Consider the following 14166-nt stretch of genomic DNA (forward strand, 5'->3'; position numbering starts at 1 on the left):
GGTAGTGCCGGCCGCTGGCCGGCAGCGCTCAATGAGGCACGGGCAGGTGCACCTGCAGGTTCATCAACGCGGCGGGTTGCCGTCCACACCCTTCCCATCACTCTCCGCATCCGCCTCGAACAGATGCATCAGGTCCGCGCGCGCATCGCGCGAGGTCTGGATCACCGCCGCTTCGTCGTCGTAGACCAGGTACTGATCGCGCAGCAGCTTCTCGTCATGCTCGCGGAAGCGCTGCACATGGCTGCGTGCGGTCTCCACCGACATGCCGAGCGCGATCAGCATCCGTTCGCTCAGTTCCAGGCTGGTGCCGAACACCTCGCGGAACGGCTCGGCGGACATGTCCATCAGCCGCCACGCATGCTGGCGGTTGCGTGCGCGCACCAGCACCACCGCATCGGGATACATGCGCCGGATAAGCCGCGTGGCCCGCATGTTGGCGTCCGGATCATCCAGTGTGACCACGTATACGCGGATGTGCTCGCCGCCGGCGGCGCGCAGCATCTCCGGCCGGGTGGGGTCGCCGTAATAGAGTTTGTTGCCGAAGCGGCGCAGGTCCGAGACCGTATCCGGATTGGACTCCAGCGCCACGAACGGGATCTTCTGCGCGGTCAGCAGGCGCGCCACCACCTGGCCGAAGCGGCCCATGCCGGCGATCATCACCTGCGGCTGTACATCGGTGATGTCGACCTTGTCGGCGGGCTGGGCCGGCGCCTTGGGACCGTCATCGCGGCCCAGCAGGCGGATCAGGCCGATCATCAACAGCGGCGTGATCGCCATCGACAGGCCGACGATCGCCACCAGCCGATCATGGTTGGCACTGCCAAGCAGGTGCGCGCGCTGGGCTTCGTTGAACACCACGAAGGCGAACTCGCCGCCCAGCCACAGCACGCTGCCCAGCAGCACCGCGTGGCGCGTGCGCAGCTTGGCCAGCTTGCCGATGCCGAACAGCAGGCCGAACTTGACCACCAGCAGGATCGCCACGCCGGCGGCGATCATCATCGGCTCGGCGACGATGCGGTCCAGGTCGATGCCCATGCCCACGGCGATGAAGAACAGGCCGAGCAGCAGGCCCTTGAACGGTTCGATCTGCGATTCCAGCTCGTGGCGGAATTCCGAATCGGACAACAGCACACCGGCCAGGAACGCGCCCAGGCTCGGGCTCAGCCCGGCCTCCTGCATGAACCATGCGGTGCCGAGCACGACCAGCAGCGCGGTGGCGGTGAACACCTCCGGGCTGCGCGTGCGCGCGATGATGTTGAACAGCCGGCGCAGCACCGGCCGTCCGCACAGGATCACCACCGCCAGCGCGCCGATCGCGATCGCCACGTCGTTCCACTGCAGAGTGTCGTTGCGCGCACCGCCGAGCAGCGGAATCGCCGCCAGCAACGGGATCGCGATCAGATCCTGGAAGAGCAGGATGGCGAAGCCCAGGCGCCCGTAATCGCTGTTGATCGCTTTGTGTTCGGACAGCAGCTGCAGCCCGACCGCCGTGGAGGACAGTGCCAGCGCGATGCCGACGATCAACGCGCTCTTCCACTGGAAGTGATCCAGCATCAGCAGGCTGCCCAGCACGAGGGCACTCAGCGCGACCTGCAGTGCGCCGGCACCGAACACCGAGCGGCGCATCACCTTCAGGCGGGCGGGCGACAGCTCCAGGCCGATCACGAACAGCAGCATCACCACGCCGATCTCGGCGGCGCTGAGGATGCGGTCGGCGTCCTGCACGAAACCCAGGCCATCCGGGCCGAGCACCACGCCAGCCGCCAGATAGCCAAGCACCGCGCCCAGGCCGAGTTTTTTGAACACCGGCACCGCGATCACCGCGGCCAGCAGCAGCACCAGGGCCAGCTCGAGCGCGCCGCTATGCATGGGGGAACCTGCTCATGGGGTCGTGTGCCGTGCGGGTGGAAAGCCTCCCCGGGCGGACCGGGGCCTGTGGCCGGGGCCACGCGCCATTATGCGACCGCGATGGGTGCGGAAGGCGACTCCCACCGGAACGGCGTCCCGCACAAGGGTTGACCTGCGTCACACCCGGGTCCAGACTGCCCGCCGCTGCTGGCGTCCGCCGTCGGCAGTAAACCCTTCCGGAGTCCCCAACCCATGTCCAGCGACAGTAGAAGTCGACCTTGCTCGACGCCAGCGATGGCCACCGCCTGACACGGGTCGGTTCGCCAGCGTTGGCGTCGCGCAATGCGATACCCACAGGCGAATACGATGAACCAGAAAGACCTGCTGCGCCCGGTGGCCGATGCCGCCTCGTTGAGCGCACCCCTCGATAATTTCAACACCGCCGATGCGGTGGAATTCCTCAACACGCTGAGCCTGTCGCGCGCCGCCGACACGCTGGCCGCGTTGCCGTTGCCGCGCGCGGTGAAGATGCTCGAGCAGCCCGAGCTCAACCGCGGCGGCGATCTCGTGGCGGCCATGCCGGTGGCCCGCGCCGCCGCCCTGCTCGGGCTGATGGCCGATGACCGCGCCACCGATATCGTCCACGAGCTGGACGAGGACGAGCGCGCGCGCCTGATCCCGCTGCTCAGCCCGGAGGCGCGCAAGGCGATCCAGCAGTTGCTGAGCTACCCGGCGCACACCGCCGGCGCGCTGATGACCACCGAGTTCGTCAGCGTGCCCTCGGACTGGACGGTCGGCCGCACCCTGCAGCACATCCGCGAGGTCGAGCGCACCCGCGAGACCGTCTACGCGATCTATGTGCTGGACCCGCACACCCGCGCGCTGGTGCAGGTGGTGACCATGCGCCGGCTGATCACCGGGCTGCCCGAGGAACCCATCCTCGACGTTGCCCAGGTCAACCCGCCGGTAACGGTGGAGGTGCAGCTGGATCAGGAAGAGGTGGCGCAGCTGATCCGCCGCCACGACCTGCTCGCGATTCCGGTGGTCGACGCGCAGCACCATGTGCTTGGCATCGTTACGGTGGATGACATCCTCGATGCCCTGATCGAAGAATCCACCGAGGACGTGCACAAGTTCGGCGGTATGGAGGCGCTGGAAAAGCCGTACATGCAGATCGGCTTCTTCGAGATGCTGCGCAAGCGGGCCGGCTGGCTGAGCGTGCTGTTCCTCGGCGAAATGTTGACCGCCAGCGCGATGCAGCACTACGAGGACGAGCTGGCACGCGCGGTGGTGCTGACGCTGTTCATCCCGCTGATAATGAGCTCGGGCGGCAACTCCGGCTCGCAGGCCACTTCGCTGCTGATCCGCAGCCTGGCCCTGCGCGAGCTGCGCCTGCGTGACTGGTGGAAGGTGGCGCTGCGCGAGGTGCCGACCGGCATCACCCTGGGCGCGATCCTGGGCGTGCTGGCGATCATCCGCATCGTGTCCTGGCAGCTGCTGGGCCTGCACGACTACGGCGAGCACTGGCAGCTGCTGGCACTGACCATCGGCGCGGCCCTGGTCGGCATCGTCACCTTCGGCTCGCTGTCCGGCTCGATGCTGCCCTTCATCCTCAAGCGCCTGGGCTTCGACCCGGCCAGCGCCTCGGCCCCGTTCGTGGCCACGCTGGTCGATGTTACCGGCCTGGTCATCTACTTCAGCATCGCCGCGATGATCCTGCGCGGCACCCTCCTTTGACAGGGACGGGGGGTGGTTAATAACCACCCCCGTCCCTGTTACTGTCTGATCGCATGAGCACCTACCACCTGCAAGCCGTCTTCCGCCCGCAGTCGGTCGCCGTGATCGGCGGCAGCCCACGTGAACGCTCCGCTGGCCGCGCAGTGATGCGCAATCTGCGCGGCACCGGCTTCACCGGCAAGGTGGCCTGGATCAATCCGCGTTACAGCGAGATCGACGGCATCCGCACCGTGAAGCGGCTCAAGGATCTGGACTGGGTGCCCGAGCTGGTGGTGATCACCGCCCCGGCCAGCATCGTGCCGCAGGTGGTGGCCACGGCCGCCGAGCGCGGTGTCAGCGCGGCGATCATTCTGACGGCCAACCTGGGCGAAGGCCCGGGCTCGCTGGCCGCGCAGGTGGAGGCCGCCGCCCGGCCCAAGGGCCTGCGTATTCTCGGCCCGCACTGCCTGGGCGTGATCGCGCCGCATGCACGCTTGAACGCCAGCATCGCCGCGCACTTCCCGCAGGCCGGCGATCTGGCCCTGATCTCCGAATCCAGTGCGATTGCCGCGGCCCTGGTGGAGTGGGGCGTGGCGCGCTCGGTCGGTTTCTCCGCCGTGGTCTCGCTCGGCGACACCCTGGATGTCGACTTCGGCGATCTGCTCGACTACTTCGCCACCGATTACCGCACCCGCGCGATCCTGCTGTACGTCGAGCACATCCGCGATGCGCGCAAGTTCATGTCCGCCGCGCGTGCCGCTGCGCGCGCCAAGCCGGTGGTGGTGGTCAAATCCGGCCGCCACATCCGCATCAATCCCGATGCCGATACCCACGTGCAGGCGCTGGCCAGCGCCGATGCGGTGTACGGTGCGGCATTCAACCGTGCGGGCCTGCTGCGCGTCAGCGCGCTGGATGAGCTGTTCACCGCGGCCGAAACACTGGGCCGGCTCGGCACCTTCCCGGGCCGTCGCCTGGCGATCCTGAGCAACGGCGGTGGGGTGGGGCGGCTGGCGGTGGACCAGCTGCTGGCCCTGCGCGGCAGCCTGGCCGAGCTGTCGCCGGCCACCGTCGCCCAGCTCGATGCGGTGCTGCCGCAAGGCTGGTCGCGCAGCAATCCGGTCGACATCGTGGTCGATGCCGATGGCGACCGCTACGCCGCGGCGATCGAAGCGCTGATGTCCGATACCGAGAACGACGCCGTGCTGGTGGTCAACGTGCCGACCGCGTTCACCTCCTCGGCCGATGCCGCGCAGGCCCTGACCCGCACGCTCGGCCTGCGCCCGCGCCACCACCGCGACAAGCCGGTGTTCGCGGTGTGGCTGGGCAACGACGATCGTGCCACCGCCACGCTCAATGCCGCGCGCGTGCCGACCTACCCGACCGAAGCCGAGGCCGTGCGCGGCTTCCAGCATCTGGTGCGCTACCGCGACGCGCAGGCCGCGTTGATGGAAACCCCGCCCAGCCTGCCCGAGGATTTCGTGGTCGATACCGCCGGCGCGCGCGCGCTGGTGGAGACCGCACTGGCCGCCGGCCAGCAGTGGCTGGACCCGATCGCCACCCACCAGCTGCTCAGCGCCTACGGCATTCCGTCCGCGCCGGTGATGCAGGCCAGTGATGCCCACGAGGCGATGGACCTGGCCCAGCCATTGCTGGAGCAGGGCGCCACGGTGGCGATCAAGGTGTTCTCGGCCGACATCCCGCACAAGTCCGATGTCGACGGCGTGCGTCTGAACCTCGGTACCCTGCAATCCGTGCATGCGGCGGCGACCTCGATCATCGCGCGCGCGCATGAAAAGCGGCCCGATGCGCGTATCGATGGCGTGCTGGTGCAGCCGACCATCGTGCGGCCCAAGGCGCGCGAGTTGATCGCGGGTATTGCCGATGACCCGACCTTCGGCCCGGTGATCGTATTCGGCCGTGGCGGCACTGCGGTCGAAGTGATCGACGACAAGGCGATCGCCCTGCCACCGCTGGACCTGCGCCTGTCGCATGAACTGATCGGCCGCACGCGGGTCTCGCGCATCCTCAAGGCGTACCGCGATGTTCCGGCCGCCGACGAACGCGCGGTTGCGCTGATCCTGGTCAAGCTCGCCCAGCTTGCCGCCGACATCCCCGAGATCCGCACGCTCGACATCAATCCGCTGCTGGCCGACCGCGACGGGGTGATTGCACTCGATGCGCGCGTGGCGATCGAACCGTCGCGCAAGCTGCACAAGGGCCGCGGCCACCCCCGTTTCGCGGTGTTTCCGTACCCGAAGGAGTGGGAGCGCACCATCACCCTGTCCGACGGCGCCCCCGCCTTTGTACGCCCGGTCCGCCCCGAGGACGACGCGCTGTTCCGTGCCTTCTTCGCGCGCGTCACCGATGACGACCTGCGGCTGCGCTTCTTCCAGTCGGTGAAGCACTTCAGCCACGAGTTCATCGCGCGCCTGACCCAGCTCGACTACGCGCGTTCCATCGCGCTGGTGGCCATCGACCCGCGCAGCGGCGACATGCTCGGCGCGGTGCGCCTGCACGCCGATGCGGACTACGACCGTGGCGAGTACGGCATCCTGATCCGCTCCGACCTCAAGGGCCACGGCATCGGTTGGCGGTTGATGGCGATCATGATCGAGTACGCCCAGTGGCTGGGCCTGAACATCATCGAAGGCCAGGTGCTGCGCGAGAACAGCACCATGCTGGCGATGTGCCAGAGCCTGGGCTTCAAGACCCGGCTCGACCCGGACGATTCGACGGTGATGGTGGTGACCCTGCCGGTGCAGGACGTACAGGTGCCGCAGGCGCCCGATCCTGCAACGCACTGAGCCGATCGCGGTACGGCGCGTGCACGTGGGCGGGGCGACAATACGGGATGACCGACCGCCTCCCCCTGCTGCTGCTCCCCGGCCTGCTCAACGACGCTGAACTCTGGCGTGCGCAGATCGCCGACCTGTCCGATATCGCCGACTGCATCGTGGGCGACCAGACCCGCGGCGAGACGATGCAGGCTGTGGTCGATGACGTGCTGGCGCAGGCACCGGCGCGCTTTGCCCTGGCCGGGTTCTCCCTCGGCGGTTTCGTCGCCCAGCAGATTCTGCGCACCGCGCCGGAGCGGGTGCTGCGGCTGGCCCTGATCGATACCTCGATCCATGCCGACTCGCCCGAGCGCGCCGCGCAACGGAGGACGCAGCAGGCAAGCGTGCGGCTGCCCGGAAAATTCCACGGCTTCGGTGACACGTTGATGCGCAGCTACATCGATGCCTCGCGGCTGGATGACGATGTGCTGGTGCAGCGCGTACGCGACATGACCGCGCGGCTGGGCGCGGAGGTGTTCCTGCGCCAGAGCGCACTGGACCGGGTGGATGGCCATGACGTGCTGGCCGGATACCGCGATCCGCTGTTGATCGTATGCGGTGCGAACGACCGCATCACCCCGCTGGCGATCAGCGAGGCGATGCATGCGCTGGTGCCGGATTCAACCCTGGTGGTGCTGCCCGATTGTGGCCATCTGGCCCCGATGGAGAAGCCCGACGAGGTCAGCGCGGCACTGCGCGCGTGGTTGCAGGGGTAGGTGCCGACCGTTGGTCGGCATGCCCACCACGCCCGACCAACGGTCGGGCGCTACCGGTCAATCCCAGGCTGGCGCAATCGCCTCAGGGTTCGCCAGGCGATGCCCGCGATCCAGCGTGGCGATCTGCGCCATGTCCTCATCGCTCAAGCGCAGATCGGCGGCCAACAGGTTGCCGGCCAGGTTGTCGCGCTTGGTCGAGGACGGAATCACCGCAAAGCCCTGCTGCAACGCCCACGCCAACGCGACCTGGGCCGGGGTGGCCTGGTGGCGCGCGGCGATGGCCTGGATCACCGGGTCCTTGAGCACTTCGCCGTAGGCCAGGCTCATGTAGGCGGTGACAGCGATGCCCTGTTCCTTCAGGAACGCGATCAGCGCGCGGTTCTGCAGGTAGGGGTGGACTTCGATCTGGTTGGTCGCGATCGCATCGGCACCGAGGATCTCGATGGCCTGGCGGGTCTGGGCGATGGTGAAGTTGGAGATGCCGATCTGGCGGGTCAGGCCCTGCGACTTGGCCTCGGCCAGTGCACCGAGATACTCGGCCATCGGCACCGCATCCTTCGGCGACGGCCAGTGGATCAAGGTCAGCTCGACGTGGTCGGTGCGCAGCTTGCGCAGGCTCTCGTGCAGGCTCTCCAGCAGCGCGTCGTGGTGGAAGTTGGCGATCCAGATCTTGGTGGTCAGGAACAGAGCTTCGCGCGCCACGCCGGACTCGGCGATGGCCTGGCCGACCTCGGCTTCGTTCTCGTAGATCTGTGCGGTATCGATGGCGCGGTAGCCGACGTCCAGTGCGTTGCGCACCGAGTCGATCACGGTCTGGCCCTTCAGGCGGAAGGTGCCGAGGCCGAAGGCGGGAATGCTCATGGAAACTCCTTCATGGGGTGAGGTGCAGGCTACGCCGTGCACCGTAAAGCGACGGTAGAGCCGACCGTTGGTCGGCTGTGGTTGCGTGGAACGAATCGTTGGTCGGCTGCTGTCACGGGTCCGCGACCGGGATCCCTCAATGCGCACTCACGGCGATGCCTTCGGCGCGGTCGGCCACCCCATCGCGGCGGTCCAGGCGGCCGCTCAACGCGGTCAGGCCAAAGGCGCCCATCACCACCAGCGCGCCCAGCCACGGGGTATGCATCAGGCCGAAGTGGTCGACCACCAGGCCCCCCAGCGAAGCACCGAGCGCGATGCCGACGTTGAAGGCGGCGATGTTCAGGCCCGACGCCACGTCGGCGGCCTGCGGGGCGAACCGCTGTGCCTGCTTGACCACGTACACCTGCAGGCCCGGCACGTTGCCGAACGCCACCGCACCCAGCGCGAGCACGGTCAGCAGCACCAACCAGGTGTTGTAGGCGGTGAAGGTAAGCAAGAACAGCACGGCGGCCAGCAACGCGAAGATCAGCTTCAGGGCCGGGATCGGGCCGCGGCGGTCGGCCAGGCGGCCGCCCCACAGGTTGCCGATCGCCACCGACACGCCGTAGACCAGCAGCACGCCACTGACCGCATTGGCCGAGAAACCGGTCACGTCCTGCAGGATCGAGGCCAGGTAGGTGAAGGAGAGGAAGGTGCCGCCGTAGCCGAGTGCGGTGATCGCATACACCAGCAGCAGGCGCGGCTGTGCGAGCACGGCGAGCTGCTGGCCGAACGTGGCCGGCGCGCTGCGCTGCAGGTTGCGCGGCACGAACAGCAGGCTGCCGATCAGCGCGATCACGCCGAGCGCGGCCACGGCCAGGAAGGTGGCCCGCCAGCCCAGGTGCTGGCCGATGAAGGTGCCCAGCGGCACGCCGGTGACCAGCGCCACGGTGAGGCCGGTGAACATGATCGCGATCGCGCTGGCGGCCTTTTCCTTGGGCACCACCGAGGTGGCGATGATCGAGCCGATCGAGAAGAACACACCGTGCGCCAGGCCGGTCAGCACGCGCGCCACGATCAGCGAGCCGTAGCCCGGAGCCATCCAGGCGATCACATTGCCGAGGGTGAACAGCAGCATCAGCGCGACCAGCAGGGTCTTGCGTGGCACCCGGCCGGTCAGCGCGGTGAGCACCGGCGCACCGACCGCCACGCCAAGCGCATACAGCGACACCAGCAGGCCGGCCGAGGGCAGGGTGACGCCGAGGTCGGCGGCGATCGTCGGGATCAGGCCGACGATGACGAATTCAGTCGTGCCGATGGCGTACGCACCCAGCGTCAACGCCAACAAGGCCAAGGGGATACCGCGGGACATGGACGGATACCGGTGGGGAGTGAGGCTGCGCAGTCTGCGCGCCGCACTCTTGCGGAAAAAGCGGCCTTCACGCCAATCACTGTTGCTCCATGGTCAATAATGGAGCCTCTCCGCCGGGCCGCCGCCATGAAAACCACCCTCGATGAGATGCAGGCCTTCATCGCCGTGATCGACAGCGGGTCGATCACCGCCGCCGCCGAACAGCTGGGCCAGACCACCTCCGGGGTCAGCCGCGCGCTGGGTCGGCTGGAAGAAAAGCTCGGCACCACCCTGCTCACGCGGACGACCCGTCGCCTGCAGCTGACCGAGGAGGGCGACGCTTTCCTGGCCCAGGCCCGCGCGATCGTGGCCTCGGTGGAAGCGGCCGAAGAGCAGATCGCCGCACGCCGTCAGCGACCGGCCGGGCGCCTGCGCGTGGATGCGGCGATGCCGTTCGTCCTGCACGTGATCGCCCCGCTGGTGGCCAGCTACCGCGCGCGCTATCCCGAGGTGGCGCTGGAGCTCAACAGCAGCGAGCGCTACATCGATCTGCTGGAGCGGCGCACCGATGTGGCCATCCGTATCGGGCCATTGGCCGATTCCACCCTGCATGCGCGGCCGCTGGCCCACAGCCGGCTGCGCGTGATGGCCAGCCCGGCGTATCTGGAGCAGCACGGCACCCCGCGCGACGTGGCGGCACTGACCGAGCACACCCTGCTCGGCTTCAACGAGCCTGACTCGCTCAACCACTGGCCGCTGCCCGGCGCGACCGACGCGCTGCTGCACGTGCGCCCGGCGGTGGCGGTCTCCAGCGGCGAAACACTGCGCCGGCTGGCGCTGGAAGGGGTCGGGATCGTCAGCCTGTCTGATTTCATGACCCACCGCGACCGCGAAGCCGGCGCCCTGGTGCAGGTGCTGCCGGATATCACCGTGGAGGTCCGCCAGCCGATCCACGCCGTGTACTACCGCAACACGGCGGTCTCGGCGCGGATCAGCTCCTTCCTCGATCACCTGGCCGAGGCCATGGTGGGTACCCCCTACGTCCGGTAGTGCCGGCCGCTGGCCGGCGCCATTCCGATGCGTGCTGCGTGCGGTTGCCGGCCAGCGGCCGGCACTACCGCTGCATCACGCCGCGCGGGCCAATCCGCTCACCACACCGCGCCCGGCATCCAGCACGAACACATCCACCGCCGCATTCAAGGCGACGGCCTGCTCTTCCATGCTGCGCGCTGCCGCCGAAGCTTCTTCCACCAGCGCTGCGTTCTGCTGCGTGGTCTCGTCCATCTGCACCACGGTCTGGTTGACCTGCTCGATCCCGGCGGACTGTTCCTGCGAGGCCGCTGCGATGTCGGCCATGATGTCGGTGACGCGCTGCACACTGCCGACGATCTCGCCCATGGTCTGCCCGGCCTGCTGCACCAGCGCGGCACCGCTGTCGACATCGGCGACGGATTGATCGATCAGCCCCTTGATCTCCTTGGCCGCGCTGGCCGAGCGCTGCGCCAGCGTGCGCACTTCGCTGGCGACCACCGCAAAGCCGCGGCCCTGCTCGCCGGCGCGCGCCGCTTCCACGGCAGCGTTGAGCGCCAGGATGTTGGTCTGGAACGCGATGCCGTCGATGACGCTGATGATCTCGGCGATCTGCCGCGACGAGGCCTGGATCGCCCCCATCGTCGTGACCACCTGGCCGACCACCTCACCGCCTTGCGAGGCGACCGAGGCGGCGTTGAGCGAAAGCTGGTTGGCCTGGCGCGCGTGCTCGGCGTTCTGGCGCACGGTGGAGGTGAGTTCCTCCATCGAGGCGGCGGTTTCTTCCAGGTTGGCGGCCTGCTGTTCGGTACGGCGCGACAGGTCGCTGTTGCCCGCGGCGATCTCGCCGGCGGCGGTCTGGATCGATTGCGCGGCGTGCTTGATGTCGCCGACGATGGTGGTCAGCTGACCGGTGGTACGCGCCATGTCATCGCGCATGCGCGCGAACACCCCGTGGAAGTCGCCGCGCATGCGCGCGCTGAGATCACCCCCGGCGATCGCCTGCAGCACGCGCGAGACCTCGCCCAGATCCTGCTCGGTGGTCTGCATCAGGCGGTTGAGACCGCCGACCATCTCGCCGAAGTCGTGCTGGTAGCGTGCCTCATCGCCGCGCTGGCTGAAATCGCCCACGGCCGCTGCCGCCGCCAATCGTTTGATCTCGGCATTGATGGCACCGAGGTTGGCCTTGGCGGTATCCAGCGCCTGGGTGATCACCGCCTTCTCGCCGGGCAGGCGTTCCATGTCCACCGATAGATCACCGACCGCGTAGTGGCCCATGATCTCGATCGCCCGCAGCTTCACCTGGATGTGGTTGGCGACCAGGGTGTTGGTGTCGCTGACCATCTGCCCATAGCCGCCCGGGAATGCCGTGGCGTCCATGCGGTAGCTGATCTCACCGGCGTCGTGGCGCTGCGCCATCGTCGCCTGCGCGGCCAGCACGCCCTTCAGGGTCTGGGTAACCTCGCGCATCGCGGTGCCAAGGCGACCGATCTCATCGCCGCTGCGCACCACCACCACATGCTCCAGATCGCCGCGTGCCACCGCGCGGGCTGCGGCTTCGACCGCGACCACCGGGGCGATCACCGCGCGCCGCAGCCACAGGGTGAGCACGGCCAGCAGCACCAGCGCCGCCAGCGCCGTGACCATGGCCGAGGCGACCAGCGCGGCGCGGGCGCGCTCGGCCGTTGCACCGGTCTCGTACTCGGCTCGTTCGCTGGCGCGCGCGGCCAAGGCATCCAGCGTGGCGCCCACGGCGCGGTCGGCGCCGCGCACCAGCGCGTCGCCGGCCTGGGTGTCATAGCCACTGGCCGCGAATGCCTCCAACGCGCCGCGGTAGCGGGCCTCCAATGCGCGGTGCTCGGCCAGGAACCGGTTGGCCAGCGTGCGTGTCTGTTCATCGCGGCTGGTCGCCAGCGTGCCGGCCAGGGCTTCAATGCGGCGTCCTTCCGCATCGAACGCCGCCAGGTGGCGCTCGCGCAGCGCCTCATCGGCGCCCCGGATCAACACGTTCTTCCACTCCTGCACCTGCAGCCGGAACTCGCGCTGCAGCAGCTCGGCCTGCGCTTTGCGGGCGACCTCGACGGGCACCTCGGCCGACAGGTTCCGCCAGGCCGACCCCAGCCCGGCCAGGGCCGCCAGCACGATGATGACCAGGCCGAGCGACAGCGCGCCCAGCAGTTTGAATTGAAGACTCAGGGCGCGTGGACGCGCCGGTGCGGAGGACGTCATGGGAAATGAAAAGTGGGGAAGGGCAATGCGGTATCGGTCTGCCTAAAGCAGGCTGAAGTGCGACGCCAATCACGGTTGCCGTTCCATTAAACGTTGTGACGATGGCGTGTAGATTAATTTTGGTCGCATATGGAACGAAACAGGACTGGACACGCAACCAATATGTAACTAATGTAGTTACATGAAATCCAGCAACCAGTTCTCAGACGCCTTGCACGTGATGGCCCATCTGGTCGGCCAGGACGGTCCGCGCACCTCCGAGCAGCTCGCCACCTGCCTGCCGACCCATCCCGTGGTGATCCGCCGTCTGCTGTCGGCCCTGAACAAAGGCGGCCTGGTGACCACCGTGCGTGGCCACGGGGGCGGCGCCCAACTCGCCCGGGAGCCGGCGCAGATCACCCTGCACGACGTGTATGTCGCCATCGGTGCGCCCGCCCTGCTGCACACCGGCGCGCGCGAGACTGGGCGCGGCTGCCCGGTGCAGCGCGTGGTCAACGAGGCGCTGGACGACAGTTACCGCCAGGCCCAGGCGCTGCTCGAGGCCCGCCTGCGTGACACCACCCTGGCCACGCTGGGCGAGGAATTCGCCCGCCACCTGGCCCACCATGCTGCAGGAGTTCCCCATGAGGTTTGATGCGATTGTCGTCGGCGGCAGCTTCGCCGGCCTGTCCGCTGCCCTGATCCTGGCGCGTGCGCGCCGCGAGATCCTGGTGATCGACAGCGGCCTGCCCCGCAACCGCTTCGCCGCCCATTCCCAGGGCGTGCTGGGCCAGGATGGCATCGCCGGTGCCGAGCTGCTGCGCAACGCCAAGGCGCAGCTGTTGGACTACCCGACGGTGCGCTGGGTCAACGATACGGTCAGCACGGCCGAGCCGACCGTGGATGGTTTCGTGGTCGGCACCGCGAACGGTGACACCTGGGGCACGCGCAAGCTGCTGCTGGCCACCGGCATCGCCGATGAACTGCCCGAACTGCCCGGCCTGGCCGAGCGCTGGGGCCACAGCGTGGTGCACTGCCCGTACTGCCATGGCTATGAAATCGGCGGCGGCGCGATCGGCCTGCTGGGCGGGCATGAGAAATCCGCGACGATGGCCGCGTTGCTCGCGGACTGGGGCAACGTCACCCTGTTCGCGCACGGCATGACACTGGCACCGGAAGAACGCGCTGCCCTGCAGCACCGCGGGGTCAGCATCGAGCACGAGGCTGTGATCGGTCTCGAAGGCGAGGCACCGGCGCTGAGCGCTGCCGTGCTCGCCGATGGCCGCCGGCTTGAACTGCGCGCGCTGTTCGTCACCGCGCGCCAGCACATGGCGACACCCCTGGTGGAACAGCTGGGCTGCGTGCTGGAGAACAGCCCGATCGGCGTGCTGGTCCAGGTCGACCCGGGCAAGCAGACCAGCGTGCCCGGCATCTATGCCGCAGGCGATGCAACGCTGGTCGGCAACATCAGCCTGGCCAGTGCCGAAGGCGTGCGCGCCGGCGTCAGCCTGCACCACGCGCTGGTCGCCGAAGACAGCCGGGCCAGCCGATAAGGCGAGGGCGCTCGGCCGGGCCGGAAACCGAGCGCCCGCCCCACACGGAAACAGCCGCCCTGCGGCGGCTG

10 protein-coding genes are annotated in these 14166 nt (G+C 68.5%); 6 read left to right on the top strand and 4 right to left on the bottom strand.

The genetic code is table 11. The annotated features are described in order from the left end of the window. Positions 1–63: 63 nt before the first annotated feature. Positions 64–1869, bottom strand: a complete 1806-nt coding sequence (locus tag ABE472_RS04725; RefSeq protein ID WP_313209476.1) for a monovalent cation:proton antiporter-2 (CPA2) family protein — start codon at positions 1867–1869, stop codon at positions 64–66. A gap of 345 nt (positions 1870–2214) precedes the next feature. Here ABE472_RS04725 and mgtE point away from each other — a divergent pair, with 345 nt between their 5' ends. Genes mgtE through ABE472_RS04740 form a run of 3 tightly spaced genes read left to right on the top strand, consistent with a single transcriptional unit; the run spans position 2215 to position 7114 of the window. Beyond that, positions 2215–3585 (top strand): magnesium transporter, encoded by a 1371-nt coding sequence (gene mgtE / locus ABE472_RS04730; protein WP_070469987.1) that lies wholly within the window; start codon positions 2215–2217, stop codon positions 3583–3585. A gap of 53 nt (positions 3586–3638) precedes the next feature. Further along, a complete protein-coding gene (locus tag ABE472_RS04735) occupies positions 3639–6368 on the top strand; it encodes a bifunctional acetate--CoA ligase family protein/GNAT family N-acetyltransferase (RefSeq protein WP_346463416.1) in 2730 nt (909 codons plus the stop codon). 47 nt (positions 6369–6415) lie between these two features. Then, positions 6416–7114: an alpha/beta hydrolase gene (locus ABE472_RS04740; protein WP_313209471.1), complete on the top strand. Its 699-nt coding sequence runs from the start codon at positions 6416–6418 to the stop codon at positions 7112–7114. Positions 7115–7171: 57 nt separating this feature from the next. Here the strand turns inward: ABE472_RS04740 and dkgB are convergent, their stop codons facing one another. Both dkgB and ABE472_RS04750 read right to left on the bottom strand, forming a co-directional pair. Next, on the bottom strand, positions 7172–7975 hold the full coding sequence (dkgB, locus tag ABE472_RS04745; protein ID WP_346465679.1) for a 2,5-didehydrogluconate reductase DkgB: 804 nt from the start codon (positions 7973–7975) through the stop codon (positions 7172–7174). Positions 7976–8111: 136 nt separating this feature from the next. Beyond that, positions 8112–9326, bottom strand: a complete 1215-nt coding sequence (locus ABE472_RS04750) for an MFS transporter (RefSeq protein ID WP_313219325.1) — start codon at positions 9324–9326, stop codon at positions 8112–8114. Between the two features lie 126 nt (positions 9327–9452). Here ABE472_RS04750 and ABE472_RS04755 point away from each other — a divergent pair, with 126 nt between their 5' ends. Then, the gene (locus ABE472_RS04755) at positions 9453–10355 is read left to right on the top strand and encodes a LysR family transcriptional regulator (protein WP_102788681.1); all 903 of its coding nucleotides are present in this window, start codon (positions 9453–9455) and stop codon (positions 10353–10355) included. Between the two features lie 75 nt (positions 10356–10430). Here ABE472_RS04755 and ABE472_RS04760 read toward each other — a convergent pair whose 3' ends face one another. After that, on the bottom strand, positions 10431–12563 hold the full coding sequence (locus ABE472_RS04760) for a methyl-accepting chemotaxis protein (protein ID WP_346463412.1): 2133 nt from the start codon (positions 12561–12563) through the stop codon (positions 10431–10433). A 181-nt stretch (positions 12564–12744) separates the two neighbouring features. Here ABE472_RS04760 and ABE472_RS04765 point away from each other — a divergent pair, with 181 nt between their 5' ends. Both ABE472_RS04765 and ABE472_RS04770 read left to right on the top strand, forming a co-directional pair. Next, the gene (locus tag ABE472_RS04765; protein ID WP_313219329.1) at positions 12745–13197 is read left to right on the top strand and encodes an Rrf2 family transcriptional regulator; all 453 of its coding nucleotides are present in this window, start codon (positions 12745–12747) and stop codon (positions 13195–13197) included. Continuing rightward, a complete protein-coding gene (locus tag ABE472_RS04770) occupies positions 13187–14095 on the top strand; it encodes an NAD(P)/FAD-dependent oxidoreductase (protein ID WP_346465681.1) in 909 nt (302 codons plus the stop codon). Before ABE472_RS04765 ends, ABE472_RS04770 begins: the two co-directional genes overlap by 11 nt. Positions 14096–14166: the final 71 nt, after the last annotated feature.

It is taken from the genome of Stenotrophomonas sp. TWI809, assembly GCF_039673205.1.
In the GTDB taxonomy this organism is placed as follows: Bacteria; Pseudomonadota; Gammaproteobacteria; order Xanthomonadales; family Xanthomonadaceae; genus Stenotrophomonas.

What these genes read in the sequence shown, in the direction of transcription:
- ABE472_RS04765 (WP_313219329.1), top strand. Translation starts at nt 12,745, where the DNA reads ATGAAATCCAGCAACCAGTTCTCAGACGCCTTGCACGTGATGGCCCAT.
- ABE472_RS04740 (WP_313209471.1), top strand. Translation starts at nt 6,416, where the DNA reads ATGACCGACCGCCTCCCCCTGCTGCTGCTCCCCGGCCTGCTCAACGAC.
- dkgB (WP_346465679.1), bottom strand. Translation starts at nt 7,975, where the DNA reads ATGAGCATTCCCGCCTTCGGCCTCGGCACCTTCCGCCTGAAGGGCCAG.
- mgtE (WP_070469987.1), top strand. Translation starts at nt 2,215, where the DNA reads ATGAACCAGAAAGACCTGCTGCGCCCGGTGGCCGATGCCGCCTCGTTG.
- ABE472_RS04760 (WP_346463412.1), bottom strand. Translation starts at nt 12,563, where the DNA reads ATGACGTCCTCCGCACCGGCGCGTCCACGCGCCCTGAGTCTTCAATTC.
- ABE472_RS04770 (WP_346465681.1), top strand. Translation starts at nt 13,187, where the DNA reads ATGAGGTTTGATGCGATTGTCGTCGGCGGCAGCTTCGCCGGCCTGTCC.
- ABE472_RS04735 (WP_346463416.1), top strand. Translation starts at nt 3,639, where the DNA reads ATGAGCACCTACCACCTGCAAGCCGTCTTCCGCCCGCAGTCGGTCGCC.
- ABE472_RS04750 (WP_313219325.1), bottom strand. Translation starts at nt 9,326, where the DNA reads ATGTCCCGCGGTATCCCCTTGGCCTTGTTGGCGTTGACGCTGGGTGCG.
- ABE472_RS04725 (WP_313209476.1), bottom strand. Translation starts at nt 1,869, where the DNA reads ATGCATAGCGGCGCGCTCGAGCTGGCCCTGGTGCTGCTGCTGGCCGCG.
- ABE472_RS04755 (WP_102788681.1), top strand. Translation starts at nt 9,453, where the DNA reads ATGAAAACCACCCTCGATGAGATGCAGGCCTTCATCGCCGTGATCGAC.